Source organism: Rhodopseudomonas palustris BisB18 (genome assembly GCF_000013745.1).
Classification (GTDB): domain Bacteria; phylum Pseudomonadota; class Alphaproteobacteria; order Rhizobiales; family Xanthobacteraceae; genus Rhodopseudomonas_A; species Rhodopseudomonas_A palustris_F.
Window position 1 is genome coordinate 2,739,367 of record NC_007925.1, and the last position, 16,439, is coordinate 2,755,805.

General features: G+C 64.4%; 16 protein-coding genes and 1 tRNA gene. 8 read left to right on the forward strand and 9 right to left on the reverse strand.

Features of this window, described 5'->3' with window-relative positions; translation table 11 throughout:
* Nucleotides 1-256: 256 nt before the first annotated feature.
* From RPC_RS12640 to dctP, 3 genes are read right to left on the reverse strand one after another with little or no spacing between them, the layout of a single operon-like run.
* Nucleotides 257-1,615, reverse strand: coding sequence for a TRAP transporter large permease (locus RPC_RS12640; RefSeq protein ID WP_011472975.1), 1,359 nt, complete (start codon nt 1,613-1,615; stop codon nt 257-259).
* Nucleotides 1,612-2,166, reverse strand: coding sequence for a TRAP transporter small permease (locus RPC_RS12645; protein ID WP_041801767.1), 555 nt, complete (start codon nt 2,164-2,166; stop codon nt 1,612-1,614). Before RPC_RS12645 ends, RPC_RS12640 begins: the two co-directional genes overlap by 4 nt.
* The gene (dctP, locus tag RPC_RS12650; protein WP_011472977.1) at nt 2,163-3,179 is read right to left on the reverse strand and encodes a TRAP transporter substrate-binding protein DctP; all 1,017 of its coding nucleotides are present in this window, start codon (nt 3,177-3,179) and stop codon (nt 2,163-2,165) included. Before dctP ends, RPC_RS12645 begins: the two co-directional genes overlap by 4 nt.
* Nucleotides 3,180-3,487: 308 nt before the next feature.
* On the opposite strand from dctP, the gene RPC_RS12655 reads away from it, so the two are divergent.
* Nucleotides 3,488-3,778, forward strand: a complete 291-nt coding sequence (locus tag RPC_RS12655; protein ID WP_011472978.1) for a pentapeptide MXKDX repeat protein — start codon at nt 3,488-3,490, stop codon at nt 3,776-3,778.
* An 86-nt stretch (nt 3,779-3,864) separates the two neighbouring features.
* Here the strand turns inward: RPC_RS12655 and RPC_RS12660 are convergent, their stop codons facing one another.
* On the reverse strand, nt 3,865-4,209 hold the full coding sequence (locus tag RPC_RS12660; RefSeq protein ID WP_041802789.1) for a DUF6481 family protein: 345 nt from the start codon (nt 4,207-4,209) through the stop codon (nt 3,865-3,867).
* A 321-nt stretch (nt 4,210-4,530) separates the two neighbouring features.
* On the opposite strand from RPC_RS12660, the gene RPC_RS12665 reads away from it, so the two are divergent.
* The 6 genes from RPC_RS12665 (at nt 4,531) to RPC_RS25500 (ending at nt 7,329) form a co-directional block, all read left to right on the forward strand.
* Nucleotides 4,531-4,998 (forward strand): FKBP-type peptidyl-prolyl cis-trans isomerase, encoded by a 468-nt coding sequence (locus RPC_RS12665; protein WP_011472980.1) that lies wholly within the window; start codon nt 4,531-4,533, stop codon nt 4,996-4,998.
* 241 nt (nt 4,999-5,239) lie between these two features.
* The gene (locus RPC_RS12670) at nt 5,240-5,977 is read left to right on the forward strand and encodes a Crp/Fnr family transcriptional regulator (RefSeq protein ID WP_011472981.1); all 738 of its coding nucleotides are present in this window, start codon (nt 5,240-5,242) and stop codon (nt 5,975-5,977) included.
* A 44-nt stretch (nt 5,978-6,021) separates the two neighbouring features.
* Nucleotides 6,022-6,171, forward strand: coding sequence for a hypothetical protein (locus RPC_RS26490; protein WP_415914854.1), 150 nt, complete (start codon nt 6,022-6,024; stop codon nt 6,169-6,171).
* Nucleotides 6,172-6,242: 71 nt separating this feature from the next.
* Nucleotides 6,243-6,353 (forward strand): hypothetical protein, encoded by a 111-nt coding sequence (locus RPC_RS12675; protein ID WP_011472982.1) that lies wholly within the window; start codon nt 6,243-6,245, stop codon nt 6,351-6,353.
* Between the two features lie 209 nt (nt 6,354-6,562).
* Nucleotides 6,563-6,862: a type II toxin-antitoxin system RelE/ParE family toxin gene (locus tag RPC_RS12680; protein ID WP_011472983.1), complete on the forward strand. Its 300-nt coding sequence runs from the start codon at nt 6,563-6,565 to the stop codon at nt 6,860-6,862.
* Entirely contained in the window at nt 6,847-7,329 is a 483-nt protein-coding gene (locus RPC_RS25500; RefSeq protein ID WP_415914832.1) for an addiction module antidote protein, read from the forward strand. The genes RPC_RS12680 and RPC_RS25500 overlap by 16 nt, the downstream gene beginning before the upstream one ends.
* 524 nt (nt 7,330-7,853) lie before the next feature.
* Here the strand turns inward: RPC_RS25500 and RPC_RS12690 are convergent.
* The 5 genes from RPC_RS12690 to RPC_RS12710 form a co-directional block, all read right to left on the reverse strand.
* Complete coding sequence (locus RPC_RS12690) at nt 7,854-8,339, reverse strand: GNAT family N-acetyltransferase (protein WP_011472985.1); 486 nt, start codon at nt 8,337-8,339, stop codon at nt 7,854-7,856.
* A gap of 79 nt (nt 8,340-8,418) precedes the next feature.
* A complete protein-coding gene (locus tag RPC_RS12695; protein WP_011472986.1) occupies nt 8,419-8,904 on the reverse strand; it encodes a hypothetical protein in 486 nt (161 codons plus the stop codon).
* 72 nt (nt 8,905-8,976) lie between these two features.
* Nucleotides 8,977-9,492, reverse strand: a complete 516-nt coding sequence (locus tag RPC_RS12700; protein ID WP_011472987.1) for a hypothetical protein — start codon at nt 9,490-9,492, stop codon at nt 8,977-8,979.
* 192 nt (nt 9,493-9,684) lie between these two features.
* Nucleotides 9,685-10,305: a hypothetical protein gene (locus RPC_RS12705; RefSeq protein WP_011472988.1), complete on the reverse strand. Its 621-nt coding sequence runs from the start codon at nt 10,303-10,305 to the stop codon at nt 9,685-9,687.
* A gap of 456 nt (nt 10,306-10,761) precedes the next feature.
* Nucleotides 10,762-10,838, reverse strand: a tRNA-Arg gene (locus tag RPC_RS12710).
* A 302-nt stretch (nt 10,839-11,140) separates the two neighbouring features.
* Here RPC_RS12710 and RPC_RS12715 point away from each other — a divergent pair.
* Nucleotides 11,141-16,354: an alpha-2-macroglobulin family protein gene (locus RPC_RS12715; protein ID WP_011472989.1), complete on the forward strand. Its 5,214-nt coding sequence runs from the start codon at nt 11,141-11,143 to the stop codon at nt 16,352-16,354.
* The last annotated feature ends 85 nt before the right edge of the window (nt 16,355-16,439 follow it).

The window sequence follows — 16,439 nt, forward strand, 5'->3', positions numbered from 1 at the left end:
GCTTTTTCGTTGCGGCTTAGGCGTTGATAGTTGTGCATCGAACTCCGCGCCGCCGCCGCAACACGGGCGCCGTCATCCTGAGGTGCTCGCCCGACAGCGCTCTTTGTGCGGTCGGGCGAGCCTCGAAGGATGCGGCTGCGAGACGCGCGGCCCACCAGATCCGTGCGGCCCATCCTTCGAGACGCCCGGCTTCGCTGCGCTCCGCCGGGCTCCTCAGGATGACGGCGGAATGTGTGGCGCGGCCGAAGAAAGGTTATCACCGCACGCTTTCCGGTCCCATCACCAGATCGGGGAAGCCGGTGGCGATTTGCGGCACGAAGCACAGCAGCAGCACGGCGAACATCATCAGCAGCACGAACGGCAGCGTGCCCCAGATCACCTCCGAGAGCGGGATGTCGGGCGCGACATTGCGGATCACGAAGATGTTCAGCCCGACGGGGGGATGGATCAGCCCCATCTCCATCACGATGGTCATGACGATGCCGAACCAGATGATGTCGAAATTGGCGGCGCGCAGCGGCGGCAGGATGATCGGCGCGGTCATCAGGATGATCGACACCGGCGGCAGAAAGAAGCCCAGCACCACGACCATCACGAGAATAGCCGCAAGCAATTCCCAGCGCGGCAGCTGCATCGCCACGATGGATTCGGCGACCGACTGCGAGATGTGCAGATAGCTCATCACGTAGGAGTACAACAGCGACATCCCGATGATCATCATCAGCATGGTGGATTCGCGAATCGTCGCCTGCAGAATCGGCGCCAGATCAGTCGGCCGCCACACCCCGTAGATCAGCGCGATCAGCGCCAGCGCCAGCAAGCCGCCGAGGCCGGCGGTTTCCGACGGCGTGGCGTAGCCGCCATACAGCGCGATCATCACCCCAGTGAGCAGGATCACGAACGGCGCCACCCGCGGCAGCGCGTTGAAGCGTTGCGCCATGGTGAATTTGTCGCGCGCCAAGATCGGCGCATCGACGCCGGTCTGTTCGTAAAGCCGGCTCGCCGCGGCGTATTCCTTGCGGAAGCGGAACACCGCGTAGCTGCCGAACAGCAGCACAAGCAACAGGCCCGGGCCGATCCCGGCCAGGAACAGCCGGCCGAGCGATTTTTCCGCGGCGACTGCGAACAGGATCATGGTGATCGATGGCGGCAGCAGAATCCCGAGCGTGCCGCCGGCGGCGATGATGCCGGCGGCGAACCCGCCGGAATAGCCGCGCTTGCGCATCTCCGGAATGCCGGCCGAGCCGATCGCCGAGCAGGTCGCGGGCGAGGAGCCGGCCATCGCGGCGAACAGCGCGCAGGCGAATACGTTGGCGACGCCGAGCCCACCCGGCACCCGATTGAGCCAGGCGTGCAGCGCCGAATACAGGTCCTGCCCGGCGCGGGATTTGCCGATCGCCGCGCCCTTCAAAATGAAGAGAGGAATCGACAACAGCGTGATCGAGGCCATCTCCTCATAGACGTTCTGCGTCACGGTATCGAGCGAGGCCGCCGGCATGTAGATCGCCATGAACAGAACCGCGACGGCGCCGAGCGCGAACGCGATCGGCATCCCGGAGAACATCGCCAGCAGCGTCGCCACGCCGTAGCTGATGCCGATCCCGAGCACGCTCATTGCTGCGGCTTCCGCGCCGCCGGCGCCAGCACTTGCACCAGTAGTTGCAAACAGAGCAGCGTCATGCCGGCCGCCATCAATCCGTAAGGGATCGCCAAAGGCGGCGACCACATCGAATTGGAGACCTGGCCGTCGACATAGGCCTCATGGGTGAGGGTCCAGGATTTCCAGGCGAAGAAGCCGCAGAAGGCGAGGCTGGCGACATCGACCAGCCAGCGCCGGATCCGGTTGACGATCGGCGGCAACAATCCGACGAAGGCTTCGATGCCGATATGGCCGCGCTGCTGCTGCACATAGGCCGCGGTGAGGAAGGTGGCGCCGACCAGCAGGAACACCGCGGCCTCGTCCTGCCAATAGGTGGCGCTGTGCCACAGGCTGCGGCTCAGCACGCTGAAGCTGAGAATGCCGCAGGCGGCGATCAGGGCAATGGCGGCGAGCACCACGATCGCGGTGTTGCAGAGCGCCAGCCCGCGCGCCAACGCCGCGATCACGCCGCGTTGCGGAACGGCCTGCGGATGATGGTGGCCGTCCGGCAACGGACCGTGCATCACGCGGCGACGTCGGTGGCGAGCTTCAGCAGATTGGCGCAGGTCGCGGTCTTCGCCGCGTAGTCCTTCCACGCGGTGTCGCGGGCGATGTCGCGCCATCTGCCGACGATGGCGGCGTCGAGCGGGGCGACCTTGGCGCCGGCTTTCTCGTAGACCTTGGCGACCTCGACATCGTCGTCCTGCGCGCCCTTGCGGCCGAACGCTTCGAGTTCGCTGCCGACGGCGAGGATGATGTCCTGCTGGTTCTTCGGCAGCTTGTCGAAGATCGCCTTCGACATCATCAACGGCTCCAGCATGAACCAATAGGAGGCGCCGGCGCCGGAGGTGAGATGCTTGGCGACCTCTTCCAGCCGGAACGAGATCAGGCTGGTGGAGGAGGTGATGCCGGCGTCGCAGGCGCCGGTCTGCATCGCGGCGTAGATTTCGTTCGACGGCACCGACAGCACCGCGGCGCCGGCGGTCTGCAGCACCATGTCCATTTCGCGCGAGCCGCCGCGCACCTTGAGACCCTTGGCGTCTTCCGGCGCCACCAACGGCCGCGTGCGGCTGGCGACGCCGCCGGCCTGCCACACCCAGCTGATCAGCACGATGCCCTTGTCGGCGAGGAAATCGGTCAGCGCCTTGCCGATCGGCTGGGTCTTCCAACGCAGCCCCTGATCATAGGTCGACACCAGCCCCGGCATCAGCCCGATATTGGTCTCCGGCACTTCGCCGCCCGCATAGGGCATCGGATACAGACTGAGATCGAGCGCGCCCTTGCGCAAGGCCGAGAATTGCGCGGTGGTCTTGATCAGCGAGGAGTTCGGATAGACTTCGCCGATCAGTTCGCCGCCGCTACGCTTGGCGATCTCGTCGGCGAATTTGCGGGTCAGCCGGTCGCGGAAGTCGCCCTTGTCGATGGTGCCGCCGGGAAACTGGTGGGAGATTTTCAAGGTGGTGGCGGCGTGCGCCGGGCCGAAGCGCAGGATCGCGGGGGCTGCGAGCGCGGAAGCAAGAACGTGGCGGCGCGTGATCATCAAAACCTCCCTGAACTTGTTATGACCGCGTGCCGGATCGTGCCGTGCCGCGGTGTTTGGGCAAGTTTGCCCGCAAATTCTCCTGGAGGATAGTGGTTGCGGTCGACTTCGCATGTTGCGCCGCACAGCGGCGGCAGGCGAGGTGCCGATCGGCGCGCGGCAGCGCTCTTCAAACGCAGCGGCGGCGGGTCCGCACCGCAGCGGCAGAATATTTGCGCGCGGCAGGTAACATTCCGGCGTCGGCCATCGTCCCTGATGGCGACGGCGGCATTCGTCGCGCGTCGCCCCATGACACAGGATCACACAGCATGACGATCAATCGCCGTTACGTCGCCGCCGTTCTCACCGCAGCGGTTTCACTCAGCCTGGCGCTCGCGCCGGCTGCGTTCGCTCAGGACAAGATGAGCAAGGACGACGCCATGAAGCACGACACCATGTCGAAAGACGCGATGTCCAAGGACGCGATGTCCAAGGACGCGATGTCAAAGGATGCGATGTCGAAAGGCGCCATGTCCAAGGACGGCATGAGCAAGGACGGCATGGCCAAGGACGGCATGGCCAAGGACCACGGCATGGCCAAGGACTCGATGAAGAAATAGCGCTTCGCCACGCGCGGGGGCGGAGCCCCCGATTCGGCAGCCCAGAGCATCGCGGCGCGACAAGGCGCGCCGCGATTGATGGCGCGTTACTTGCGCTTCTTGCGGGCGGCGTAGCGGGCGTCGCGCGCCGCCTTGCGTTCGGCCTCCAGCGCTTCTTCGCGCTTGGCGGCTTCTTCCTTTTCGCGCGCGGCCAACGCCAAGGCTTCGGCGGCGGCTTCCTCGTCGCGGCGCTTCTTCTCGGCCTTTTCGGCGTCGCGGGCGATCTTCGCGGCGGCCCTGGCTGCGGCCTGCGCCTCGCGCTCGGCGGCGCGCTGCTGCACCGCCGGATCGTCCGGGCCGGGTTGGGCCTTGAACTTTTCCAGGATGCTCTTGCGGGCCTGTTGCGCGGCCTTCTGGCGGTCGGCGAAGCTTGGTTCCTTGAATCCGCTCATGTGACGGCCCTTGTTGGTTTCGTTGCGTTGTTGTGGCGAGCCGAAAGTCTGCGCGCACTCGGAAAGAGGCAGCGCCATCTTGAACTCGACGCCGGTTTACAGGCCGCGAGGCTTTCGCGCATCAATTATCTGCGAATTCTGCGCTTTGGCAGCAGAAACCGCGGTCACCGCCGGCGCTGGTCGGCTCGACAGCGCGGCGCCGTCGCGGCATGGTCTTTGAAACCAGGTTGACCGCAGCGCGGCGATGGTTTTTGTCGGCGACGGCCGTCGGGTTCCCGCGGCTTCGCAGCATCGGACTCAAATTCTCGACGAGGAGTGACCATGCCGACCACACACCGGGCTCGCGTCGCGATGGCGATCGCGGTCGCCGCAATGCTCACCGCCGGCGCGACGCTCGCGCCGGTTTCACCCGCCACGGCGCAGACCGCAGGAAAAACCATGACCACAGCTTCAGGCCTGAAAATCGAAGACACCGAAGTCGGCACCGGCGCCACGCCGAAGCCGGGACAGATCTGCGTCATGCACTACACCGGCTGGCTCTACGAGAACGGCGTCAAGGGCAAGAAATTCGACTCCTCGGTGGACCGCAACGAGCCGTTCGAATTTCCGATCGGCAAGGGCCGGGTGATCGCCGGCTGGGACGAGGGCGTCTCCACCATGCAGGTCGGCGGCAAGCGCACGCTGATCATCCCGCCGCAGCTCGGCTACGGCGCGCGCGGCGCCGGCGGGGTGATCCCGCCGAACGCCACGCTGATGTTCGACGTCGAACTGCTCGGCGTGAAGGGCTAGGCGCGGATCGCGCCCAACGATCGGTGCCGGCTCGGTTGCGGCCGGCACCGAAGACGACTAATGTACGGTTTCGGACATTCTCTCCGGTGCCGCGCGCGATGCCTGGAACGGACGCTCGAACCGACACCATCAGCAAACCGCCGTCGCAGCGTGTCGTCGTGGTGCGGAGTTCGCAAGACCGCGCTGTTCAGAGTGGCGAGCGTCAATGCGGCATCAGGCTGTCGCGGTCCAGGAGGACCCGATGATCCAGTCGCGGCGAAACAGACTGCTCGAAATGTTGCCGCGGGACGACCTGAACCGGTTGCGGCCGCATCTGCACAGCGTCGTGCTCGACTACAAGATGCCGCTCTACGAAGCCTTCGCGCCGATCAACGACGTGTACTTTCCGGTCGACGGCGTGGCCTCGCTGGTGTCGACCATGGCCGACGGCTCATCAGCCGAGATCGGCACCATCGGCAATGAAGGCATCGTCGGCACCCCGATCATTCTCGGCGACACTGTCGCGCCGACCAATGTCTACGTCCAGGTGCCGGGCCACGGACTGAAGCTGAAGGCCGAGATCCTGCGGCAGGCGCTGCAGCAAAGCGTCGCCACCCGCACCCTGATGCTGCACTACGTCCATGCGTTCTTCAATCAGGTGGCGCAGTCGGCGGTGTGCAATCATTTCCATTCGATCGAGCAGCGCTGCTGCCGGTGGCTGCTGATGACCCACGACCGGGTGCAGGCGGAGGATTTCTTGCTGACCCAGGAGTTCCTGGCGATGATGCTCGGCGCGCGACGCTCCAGCGTCACCGAGGCGGCGAAGCGACTGAAGAATCGCGGACTGATTAGTTACGTGCGCGGCCACGTCACCATGCTCGACCGCGCCGGGATCGAACGCACCTCGTGCGAATGCTACGCGGTGAGCAAGGCGGAATTCGACCGGCTGCTGGGCGCGCCGAAAGGCCTCGGTGCGACGCTGGAATCGGCCAACGGCTGAGCCAAGGCAAGCTGTATCTGAAATCGCCGTCCACCGGCGACCGGGTGCCGCCGTCGGCCTTCGCGAAATGGAGCACCGTGCCGGTGCGGCCGCTGTCGATCAGCCATCAGGGCCAGTTTCCGGCGACCACCATCGGCTTCAACCTGGCGCAAGGCGTGGCGTTGGGGCAGCCGCGGCCGGTTCTGCCGGCTTGATACAGGTCAACGACCACCCCGCAGACCGCGGGCATCGTCACGCATCACGTCTGGCAACAGGATGCCTTGTCATGGCCCAAACGGATATTCTGGTGATCGCCGCGGCCGCGCTGTCGACCCTGGTGATCTGGTTCGGCGTGGTGCTGCAGGGACGCATCGCGGCGGCGCTGGCGAAGATCTGAGGCGGCGCAGTCGGTGGCTTGCTGTTTGCAAGTGCGGCGATTGCTTGGACGCGCGCGCCGCGATAGCTGGGCGGCTCGGCGCGCGTCGCCCATCAGGGGGACGGATGATCGCTATCGGGCAGGGCGTTGAGGTGCTGGGCTGGCGGCTGGAACCAGGCCCGTGTGTCTGTGTTGACGCTTGCGAAGTCCGTAGCCTATAGGCTACGTTGATGAAGCCGACCCATCGGACCGATGAGTTCGCGGCTTGGCTGAGACGGCTGAGCGATCCCGACGCCATCGCCAAGGTAACCGCGCGGATCGACCGCCTCCGGCTTGGAAATCCGGGAGACGCCGAGCCGGTCGGCGCGGGGGTCAGCGAACTGCGGATCCATTACGGCCCCGGCTATCGGGTCTATTACGCCGAGCACCGATCCGAGATTATCATTCTCCTGGCGGGCGGAACGAAGAAGACCCAGAACACCGATATCAAACAGGCGAAACGACTGTTCAAGGAGTGGACAAAGCGATGAAAACCGCGCCTTACGACACCGCCGAATTCCTCACCTCGCCGGAGGCGATGCGGGCCTACATGGCGGAGGCTCTCGAGACCAACGATGCCGCCTTCATCGCGCACGCGCTCGGCACCGTCGCGCGCGCCAAAAGCATGACCGACATCGCGCGCAAGACCGGCCTGTCCCGCGAGAGCCTGTACCGGGCGCTTTCCGCCGCGGGCCGCCCCGAACTCGCCACCGTCATGAAGGTGCTCGGCGCGCTCGATCTGCAGCTCAGCATCAAGAACGCGCGGCCTGCGGTGAAAGCGATGAAGGTCGTGAAGGTGGCGAGGGGCGCGAAGGTCGGCAAGCTCTCCAAGCCGCGGGCTGGGACAATCGCGAAAGCGAAGGTCACGGCGATTGCGAAACAGCGGACAGCCAAGATGCCGGCGCACCCCGGCGCGCGGCAGGGTGGAAGTAAGCGACGTCAATTAGCGCAAGCGTGAACCACCGCCCCGGGCATCTGACGCCAGGTTTCCGACACCAGGCCGAAGCAAGACGTGCCCCTGACCCGCCACCCAGGCGACGCCGGGTTAATATTTGGCGATCCCAGCAGGATTCCCACGGAGTAGAAAACCGGCGTCAGGCAAGCAATGGCAATGGTTTGCGGGCGGCGTGTTGCGGTGGTGTTGCTGACAGTGTTACGTCCCGTCAGCCGGTCTCCGGTGTGGAATCCAGCGCTCCCGGCCGTAACCCACTCCTGTTTGCGGACCCACCCTGCTGCTGACCCATTGCCGAACGTAAGAGGGTTCTTCCGCATATCTAAAAAACGTGGCCAGTTCCGAGGGTGAGCGTGCTGGGTGCTTGCCTGCAAGATACGGGGGCGTTTTGAAGCCCGTTCTACCTGAGTCCCCAGTCGGAAGGTGCCAGCGGGCAATTCGTTAGTCTGCACGATTGTTCTTATTGCCGGTTGAAGCTCAGATACCTCAGAACCGCAGAGTTCCTCCGGCCAGGTTGCGGCGTTTGGTGCCTATTTTTGAATTCTCAAGACGTAGTGCAAGGCTTGAAGCCCGGAAACGCAGTCCGTTACCTCAGTTGGTCGATCTGACAGTGTTGTACGTGCCACAGCATTAGATGCGTGGTTGTCGATATGAACGACAGCCTCAATGCAAAGAGACGGAATGCCGTTCTGCGACAATCCACTCCAGAGCTCTGCAAGGGCGCTCTTAATTGCGGCCTTTGCGTATCCTTGATTGCGATACTTTTCTGACACTGCGTAGCCGATCTGAAAACAAACGATGCCATCGTCGATGGGATCCACGAGGATCAGATTGACAAACGCGATTACGTCCCCGCCATCGAGGCTCACGTAAGTGAATCTCGGCGAATCGTTAGCTTGATCGCAGAAGACAAAGATGTCGCAATCCAGCTTTCCTCGTTGAAGGTGAATCTCGTTAGTTGCCAGGGCATGCTGAAAAGAAAGCATTGCGGCAGTTGGGTCAGTAAATTCTGGCAATCTCTGATTCCGAAATGAATGCTGTGCACTATCGAAGTTCGTGTGCGAGAGAATAGGCCTCTGGTCGCGCCGGGGTGATCTAGTCTTGAATTGTTGCGCTAATGAAGTTCGGTGATGTCACGTTGATAATTTCGCCGTGCAAGGTCTTTGCTTTGAGAAGCTCGTTTACTGCCTTTGATTCGACGTCAGCGAACTTCACCATAGGGTGCTGATATTGAGCGATGGTCCGCCAAAACCTAGTTTCCTCCCCATCAATGATCATTCTAAATTCATACCGTTTTCCAACCTCAAACAGAGGGGAGATCACGTTTCGATCTTCATCAAGATCTTGATCGCCGTCAGGCTCCTCGAAGAGATTCGGACTCAGCTGTACGGTAAGACCGACGAGCCCCTTAATCTTCGCCATGATGGCCGGCGGATTTCCTTCGGAAAAGGTGATGTAATAGTAGTAAATTATGCCGTCCTCAGAGGCGCTTTCCCCCTCAACGTATTTCAGTTGGGCCAGTTCGTCGGGGTCGATGCCAAGCTCCTCGGCGATCAAGTCCTCATTTCCATCTACAATCATGGTTTTCCTCCCGATTTGCTGCGTTCGGCTCCGGTGAACAATCGTCTAATGCTCACGCAGCGTGCCTTTTCTCTATGTTGCCGGAATTGCCGGCTTGGGCTGCGCAGGTTTCGTGCGCTTAGCCGGTGGTGGCGGTGCGACCGCAGGAACCTCTAGGCTCTGCTTGATGTCGGACAGAGTCGCTTGTGTCCTGTCGACACCCTCACCAGCATTGATAGGCGTGACCTGCTCGAATGCTGAGCCGGGATTGGTGACGTACATCAGCGACGCAACAACGCGAACATTCTCCCCAAGCGGAGCGAACGTGAAGACAATCCGCTCGGCTGGAGTACTGTCGTATTTCGATCCGAGCAGGACGCTCGCTGCGATGTTGTCTGTAGGCTTCTCAACCTGAAGAAGATATTCCGTGTCCTTGGACACGTTGAAGCGCCGGTCCATGGCGAGTGAAAGCAGACGCGCTTTGATTGCGCCGGGGGCAGCCCGAATTGTCACCTCGGGCTTTCCGCTGGCGGTCGTCGGCGCTTGAGCCGTCTGGCAGCCCGCGACCAGCAGTGAGGCCAGCACGGCCGCAATTATTGAAATACGCATGGTGAAATCCCCGAAAATCTAATGGAACATCCAACCGCAACCCGTAGTCGCGCGCAAGATCGAATACCCGGCGGACGCCCATCCCTTCGAAGGGTAGGCACACACTGGCCATCCTCGACGCGGCGGCAGATTGTGCGTATCCTTGGCGATCGCTGCCACTGACAGTCGTCCGGCAATGGCGGCGGCACCTGTTCAGGGAGCGCGCAGTTCGATGCCTTCCGCGGCGGCGATCGCGTCGATGCGCAAAAAAAGGGTGTCGATCTCGGGCCGATGGGTATGAAAGAGAACTCCGGCCATCTCCGACATCGTTGGGATATTCGAGTGCGTTCTACGGTGATCACCCTTTGCAAGCGACTTCTTTTTGGGTGTGGGATAGCGACCCTGCCAGACTAAAGCTTGCTCGAGGTGCCACACAATCGTTTCTGCACCGTGATCGCTATCGTGCATGGTGCTGTCAATTTCTCGAAGGATTGACCTCAGCTGATGTCCGCGCGACTCCGCATAGTCGTAGTTAGATCGTTGGGCCAAGATGGATTTTAAGCAAAGCTCCAGGGCAACGGCTTCCTGAAAAATCGCTATTTGGATGAGGCGCCAATCCCCGTTAACGCGGTCAACAATCTCAGTGATTTCGCTCCTCGAAAGTCCTCTATTGAAGGCGCCGTTCACTTCCTGGTTCGCAGCCCAAGAAACATCCCATATGAGGCCTGCAGCGCGTCTGAAGAGGTGTGAACGAGTGCGCAGATCGTGCGGCGTCCTGGCCTCGATCAGCGTCTCGTCTAAAATCTTAGCGTCGAAAGGCGGTTCGTAGGCCATCAGCGACTTTGCTATTCGGACGGTTGCGCAGTGCGCCGAGAGCCGAGCGGGCGCAGTGTTGGCAACCGAGTGTCATCGGCTGGACTATAGACGCGTCGAAGCGCCCTGTGAGGGGTGGATTTTGTTTAGCAAATCAGGGCTGCGTCTCCCTGGGCTTGGGAAACCCGGATCTGGAACACCCTCAATCCATCGAAGGATCTGTGCCCTAGATTGGCATCGACGACCGCGGGCGTGAAATTACTTACTCCGCTTTGGGATCTGCGGATAATCCAGTGAGCTGGCCTCACTACCCGCACGGTTGGGTGAGACCGCTGTTTTCAAGAACGAATGATGAATCGCGGTGTTGCGTCCGTGTTGCGTGGACTCATCGGGAAAGCCTCAAATCAAAGCGTTTTTCCCGATACACAACGCAACACGAAAATCATGAGAACGAAATGCATAAGTTCTTGAAATCGTTGGCGATCCCAGCAGGATTCGAACCTGCAACCCACGGAGTAGAAATCCGTTACTCTATCCAGTTGAGCTATGGGACCGTCGGGCCGGTCGGCCGCCCGCGCTCTTAGCACCGGTGGCCGGCAACCATCCAGCACCGGGCGGCGGAAAAATCCATCCCCCGCCCCAATGCCTGCGAACCATTTAGCGCGAGCTTGCGTCAAAGCAAAGCGGCTGCGCCGTTGTATTCGGCGTGGCCGCACGCAATGATGCCCGCGTGGGGCAGCGAGCGCGCCGCCGGGGCGGCGGGCGAGCCGGGGCCCCCAGCCGGCGACATCACGGCGTCAGCTTTCGCGCTTTTGTTTTCGACACGCGGCGTTCGACCGCGCAGGGAGTGCCATCGATGAGGGGTTTGCTTCGCGCCGTCATGCTGTGCGCCACGCTGGCGCTCGGGCTGTTGTCCGCCGCGGCCGCCGACAAGGCGTTCAAACGCGACGACCTGGCGGATTCCGCGATCAAGCTGGAGGCCCAGATCAAGTCGGAAGCCGGCGCGGTCAGTAAGCCGGTGGCGGCGCTGCGGGCCGACGCCGACGCCGCCGTGAAGCGGGGCGACAGCCGCGCCGCGCTGCAGATCATGGGCCAGATCGCCACCGTTTCGCCGGACGACAGCGGCAACTGGCTGCGGCTGGCGCGCGCCGTGTTCCGGATCTGGACGCCGACCGGGAGCGACCAGGCCTTGCTGCTGGAGCGCGCCTCGACCGCAGCCTATATCGCCTATCAGCGCGCCGGCAATGCCGGCGAGGAGGCCGAGGCGCTGGCCTTGCTCGGCCGCGCCTTCGCCGAGCGCAAGCTGTGGCGGCCGGCGCTGGACACGCTGCGGCTGTCGCTCGATCTGCGCGAGGTCGCCGAGGTGCGCGGCCAATACGAGAAGCTGCGCGACGACCACGGCTTCCGGCTGTTGGACTACACCGTGGATTCCGATTCGGCGTCGCCGCGGGCCTGTTTCCAGTTCTCCGAGGACCTCGCCAAGCGCGTCGATTTCGCGCCGTTCCTGGCGCAGGCCGGCACCGACAAGCCGGCGCTGACCAGCGAGGACAAGCAGCTCTGCGTCGAGGGCCTCAAGCACGGCGAGCGCTACACCGTCCATCTGCGCGCCGGGCTGCCGTCGGCGGTGAAGGAGACGCTGCCGAAATCCGCCGAGTTCAACATCTATGTGCGCGACCGCAAGCCGTTGGTGCGCTTCACCGGGCGGGCCTATGTGCTGCCGCGCAGCGGCCAGCGCGGCATTCCGCTGGTCAGCGTCAACACCAAGACGGTGTCGGTTGAGGTGTTCCGGATCGGCGACCGCAATTTGATCAACACCGTGGTCGGCAGCGACTTCCAGCGCGCGCTGAGCGCCTATGAGTTGACCGAGCTCGGCGGCGAGCGCGGCATCAAGGTGTGGAGCGGCGAACTCGACACCGAGAGCACGCTGAACGCCGACGTCACCACCGCGTTTCCGGTCGGCGAAGTGCTGGGCGAATTGCAACCCGGCGTCTATGTGATGGCCGCGGCGGCCAAAGGGCCGGCTGCGTCCGGCGACGAGGACGGCGGCTCGCTGGCGACGCAATGGTTCATCGTCTCGGATCTCGGGCTGACCGCGTTCTCCGGCAATGACGGCATCCACGTCTTCGTCAACTCGCTGGCCTCGACCGAGCCGGTCGGCAAGGCGGAGGTGCGGCTGCTCGCCCGCAACAACGAGATTCTGGCCACCCGCAAGACCGACGATTCCGGCCACGTGCTGTTCGAGTCCGGGCTTTCGCGCGGCGAGGGCGGGTCGTCGCCGGCGCTGCTCACGGTGTCGGGCGCATCCGCCGACTACGCCTTCCTCAGCCTGAAATCCAACGCCTTCGACCTCTCCGACCGCGGCGTCTCTGGCCGCGCGGTGCCGGCCGGCGCCGACGCCTTCGTCTATGCCGAGCGCGGCGTCTATCGCTCCGGCGAGACGGTCTATCTCACCGCATTATTGCGCGACGGCCAGGGCAATGCGCTCGCAGGCGCGCCGCTGACCCTGGTGGTGGAGCGGCCGGACGGCGTCGAATTCCGCCGCGCCGTGCTGCCGGACCAGGGCGCCGGCGGCCGCAGCCTGACGCTGCCGTTGAATTCCGCGGTGCCGACCGGTACCTGGCGGGTTCGCGCCTTCACCGATCCGAAGGGAGGAAGCGTCGGCGAAACCACCTTCATGGTCGAGGACTACGTTCCGGACCGTATCGAATTCGATATTTCCAGCAAGGACAAGCTGATCAAAGCTGATGTTCCTGTGGAACTGAAGGTCGATGGCCATTTCCTCTATGGCGCGCCGGCCTCGGGCCTGCAGCTGGAGGGCGACCTGTTGGTGGCGCCAGCGGCTGATCGGCCCGGCTTTGCCGGCTATCGCTTCGGCATTGCCGACGAGGAGACCGAAAGCCACGAGCGCACCCCGCTCGAGAACCTGCCGGAGGCCGACGCCAACGGCGTGGCGACTTTCCCGTTGGTGCTGCCCAAGCCGCCGGCGTCGACCCGGCCGCAGGAGGCGCAGATCTTCATCCGCATGGCGGAAGCCGGCGGCCGCGCCGTGGAGCGCAAATTGGTGCTGCCGGTGGTGCCGGCCGCGGCGGCGATCGGCGTCAAGCCGTTGTTTGCGGACAAGACCGTCACCGAGGGCGACAACGCCAATTTCGACGTGGTGCTGGTGTCGCCGGAGGGCAAGCCGCTGGCCCGCGGCGGGTTGCGCTATGAATTGCTCAAGATCGAGACCCGCTATCAATGGTACCGGCAGAATTCCTCCTGGGATTACGAGCCGGTGAAATCGACCAGGCGGGTCGCCGACGGCGATCTCAGCCTTGCGGCCGACAAGCCGGCGCGGCTGACGTTCCAGCCGCAGCCCGGCCGCTACCGGCTCGACGTCAAATCCGCCGACGCCGACGGCCCGCTGACGCAAGTGCAGTTCGACGTCGGCTGGTATTCCGACGGCTCCGCCGACACGCCCGACCTTCTGGAAACTTCGATCGACAAGCCCGACTACGCCGCCGGCGACACGCTGGTGGTCACGGTCAATGCCCGCAGCGCCGGCAAGCTCACCGTCAACGTGCTCGGCGACCGGCTGCTGACCACGCAGAGCGTCGACGTCCAGCAAGGCCAGTCCCAGGTTAGGCTCGCGGTCGGCAAGGATTGGGGCACCGGCGCCTATGTGGTGACCACGCTGCGCCGGCCGCTCGACGCCGCAGCGCAGCGGATGCCCGGCCGCGCCATCGGCCTCAAATGGTTCGGCATCGACAAGACCGCGCGGACGCTCTCGGTCGCGCTGTCGCCGCCGGCGCTGATCCGGCCGTCCACCACCTTGACGCTGCCGGTGAAAATCGGCGGGCTCACCCCCGGCGAGGACGCCAAGATCGTGGTCGCCGCGGTCGACGTCGGCATTCTCAACCTCACCAATTACAAGCCGCCGGCGCCGGACGATTACTATCTCGGCCAGCGCCGCCTGAGCGCGGAAATCCGCGACCTCTATGGGCAATTGATCGACGGCATGCAGGGTTCGCGTGGCCAAATCAGAAGCGGCGGCGATTCGGCCGGCGCCGAGCTGCAGGGCAGCCCGCCGACGCAGAAGCCGCTGGCGCTGTATTCCGGCATCGTCACCGTGGCGGCCGACGGCACCGCCAGGATCGATTTCGAGATCCCGGAATTCGCCGGCACCGCACGGCTGATGGCGGTGGCCTGGACCGCCACCAAGGTCGGCCGCGCTACGATCGACGTCACCGTGCGCGATCCCGTGGTGCTGACCGCGACGCTGCCGCGCTTTCTGCTGGGCGGCGACCGCGGCACGCTGAGCTTCGATCTCGACAATGTCGAAGGCGCTCCCGGCGACTACGCCATCAGCGTCGCCGCCTCGGGGCCGGTGAAACTCGCCGGCAACCCGACCACCACGCTGAAGCTCGCCGCCAAGCAGCGGAGCACGATGGCGCTGGCGCTGGAGGCCGGCGGCGCCGGCACCGCGGCGTTCGACGTCTCGATCAAAGGGCCGAACGGGCTGACCTTGGCGCGGCACTACGCGATCGAGGTGAAGCCCGCGACGCAGATTTTGGCGCGACGTTCGATCAGGACGCTGGCGAAGGGCGAGAGCCTGACGTTGACCTCGGACATGTTCGCCGATCTCGTCCCCGGCACCGGCGGCGTGTCGCTGTCGGTGGGGCTGTCCACCGCGCTCGACGCCGCCACCATCCTGAAGGCGCTGGATCGCTATCCGTTCGGCTGCACCGAACAGATCGCCAGCCGGGCGCTGCCGCTGCTCTATGTCAACGAGCTCGCGGCCGGCGCGTATCTGGCGATGGACGGAACGGTGGACCAGCGCATCAAGGACGCGATCGATCGGCTCTCGGCCCGGCAGGGCTCCAACGGCTCGTTCGGGCTGTGGTCGGCCGGCGGCGACGATGCCTGGCTCGACGCTTACGTCACCGACTTCCTAACCCGCGCCCGCGAGAAGGGATTCGTGGTGCCGGACGTGGTGTTCAAGTCGGCGCTCGACCGGGTCCGCAATGCGGTGGTCAACGCCGCCGAGCCGGAGAAGGACGGCGGCCGCGATCTCGCTTACGGGCTTTACGTGCTGGCGCGCAACGGCGCGGCACCAATCGGCGATCTGCGCTATCTCGCCGATACCAAGCTCGACAATCTGGCCACCCCGATCGCCAAGGCGCAGCTCGCCGCGGCGCTGGCGTTGGTCGGCGATCGCGGACGCGCCGAGCGGGTCTATGCCGACGCGCTGCAGAGTCTCACGCCGAAGCCCGTGATCGCGTTCGGCCGGGTCGACTACGGCTCGGCGCTGCGCGACGCCGCGGCTCTGGTGTCGCTCGCCAGCGAGGGCAACGCGCCGCGCGCCACGCTGACCCAGGCGGTGCAGCGGGTCGAGGCGGCGAGGGGGCTGACGCCTTATACGTCGACGCAGGAGAACGCCTGGCTGGTGCTGGCGGCGCGTGCGCTCGCCAAGGAAACGCTGGCGCTCGAGGTCGACGGCAGTCCGGTGAAGACCGCGCTGTATCGCAGCTATAAGGCCAGCGAGATGGCGGGCCGGCCGATCAAGATCGTCAACACCGGCGACGCCCCGGCGCAGGCGGTGGTGTCGGTCAGCGGCGCGCCAATGACGCCGGAGCCGGCCGCATCGAACGGCTTCAAGATCGAGCGCAACTACTTCGCGCTCGACGGCACCCCGGCGCATATTCTTAAGGCCAAGCAGAACGACCGCTTCGCGGTGGTGCTGAAGATCACCGAGGCCAAGCCGGAATACGGTCACATCATGGTGGCGGACTATTTGCCGGCCGGCTTCGAGATCGACAACCCGCATCTGGTGTCGTCGGGCGACAGCGGCACGCTGGGCTGGATCGAGGACGGCGTCGAGCCGGTCCACAGCGAATTCCGCGACGACCGCTTCAGCGCCGCGATCGACCGCAAGAGCGACGACAAGGCGGTGTTCACGGTGGCCTATGTGGTGCGCGCGGTGTCGCCGGGCAAATACGTGCTGCCGCAGGCTTACGTCGAGGACATGTACAATCCCTCGCGCTATGGCCGCAGCTCCACCGGCAGCGTCGAGGTGCGGCCGGCGAAATGAGGGGCTTGGAGTTGGAGATCTCGACATGCGTGTCCCGGACGCTAAGCAGCGCGCTTGCGCTGCGCAGCGAGCCGGGACCGTTACG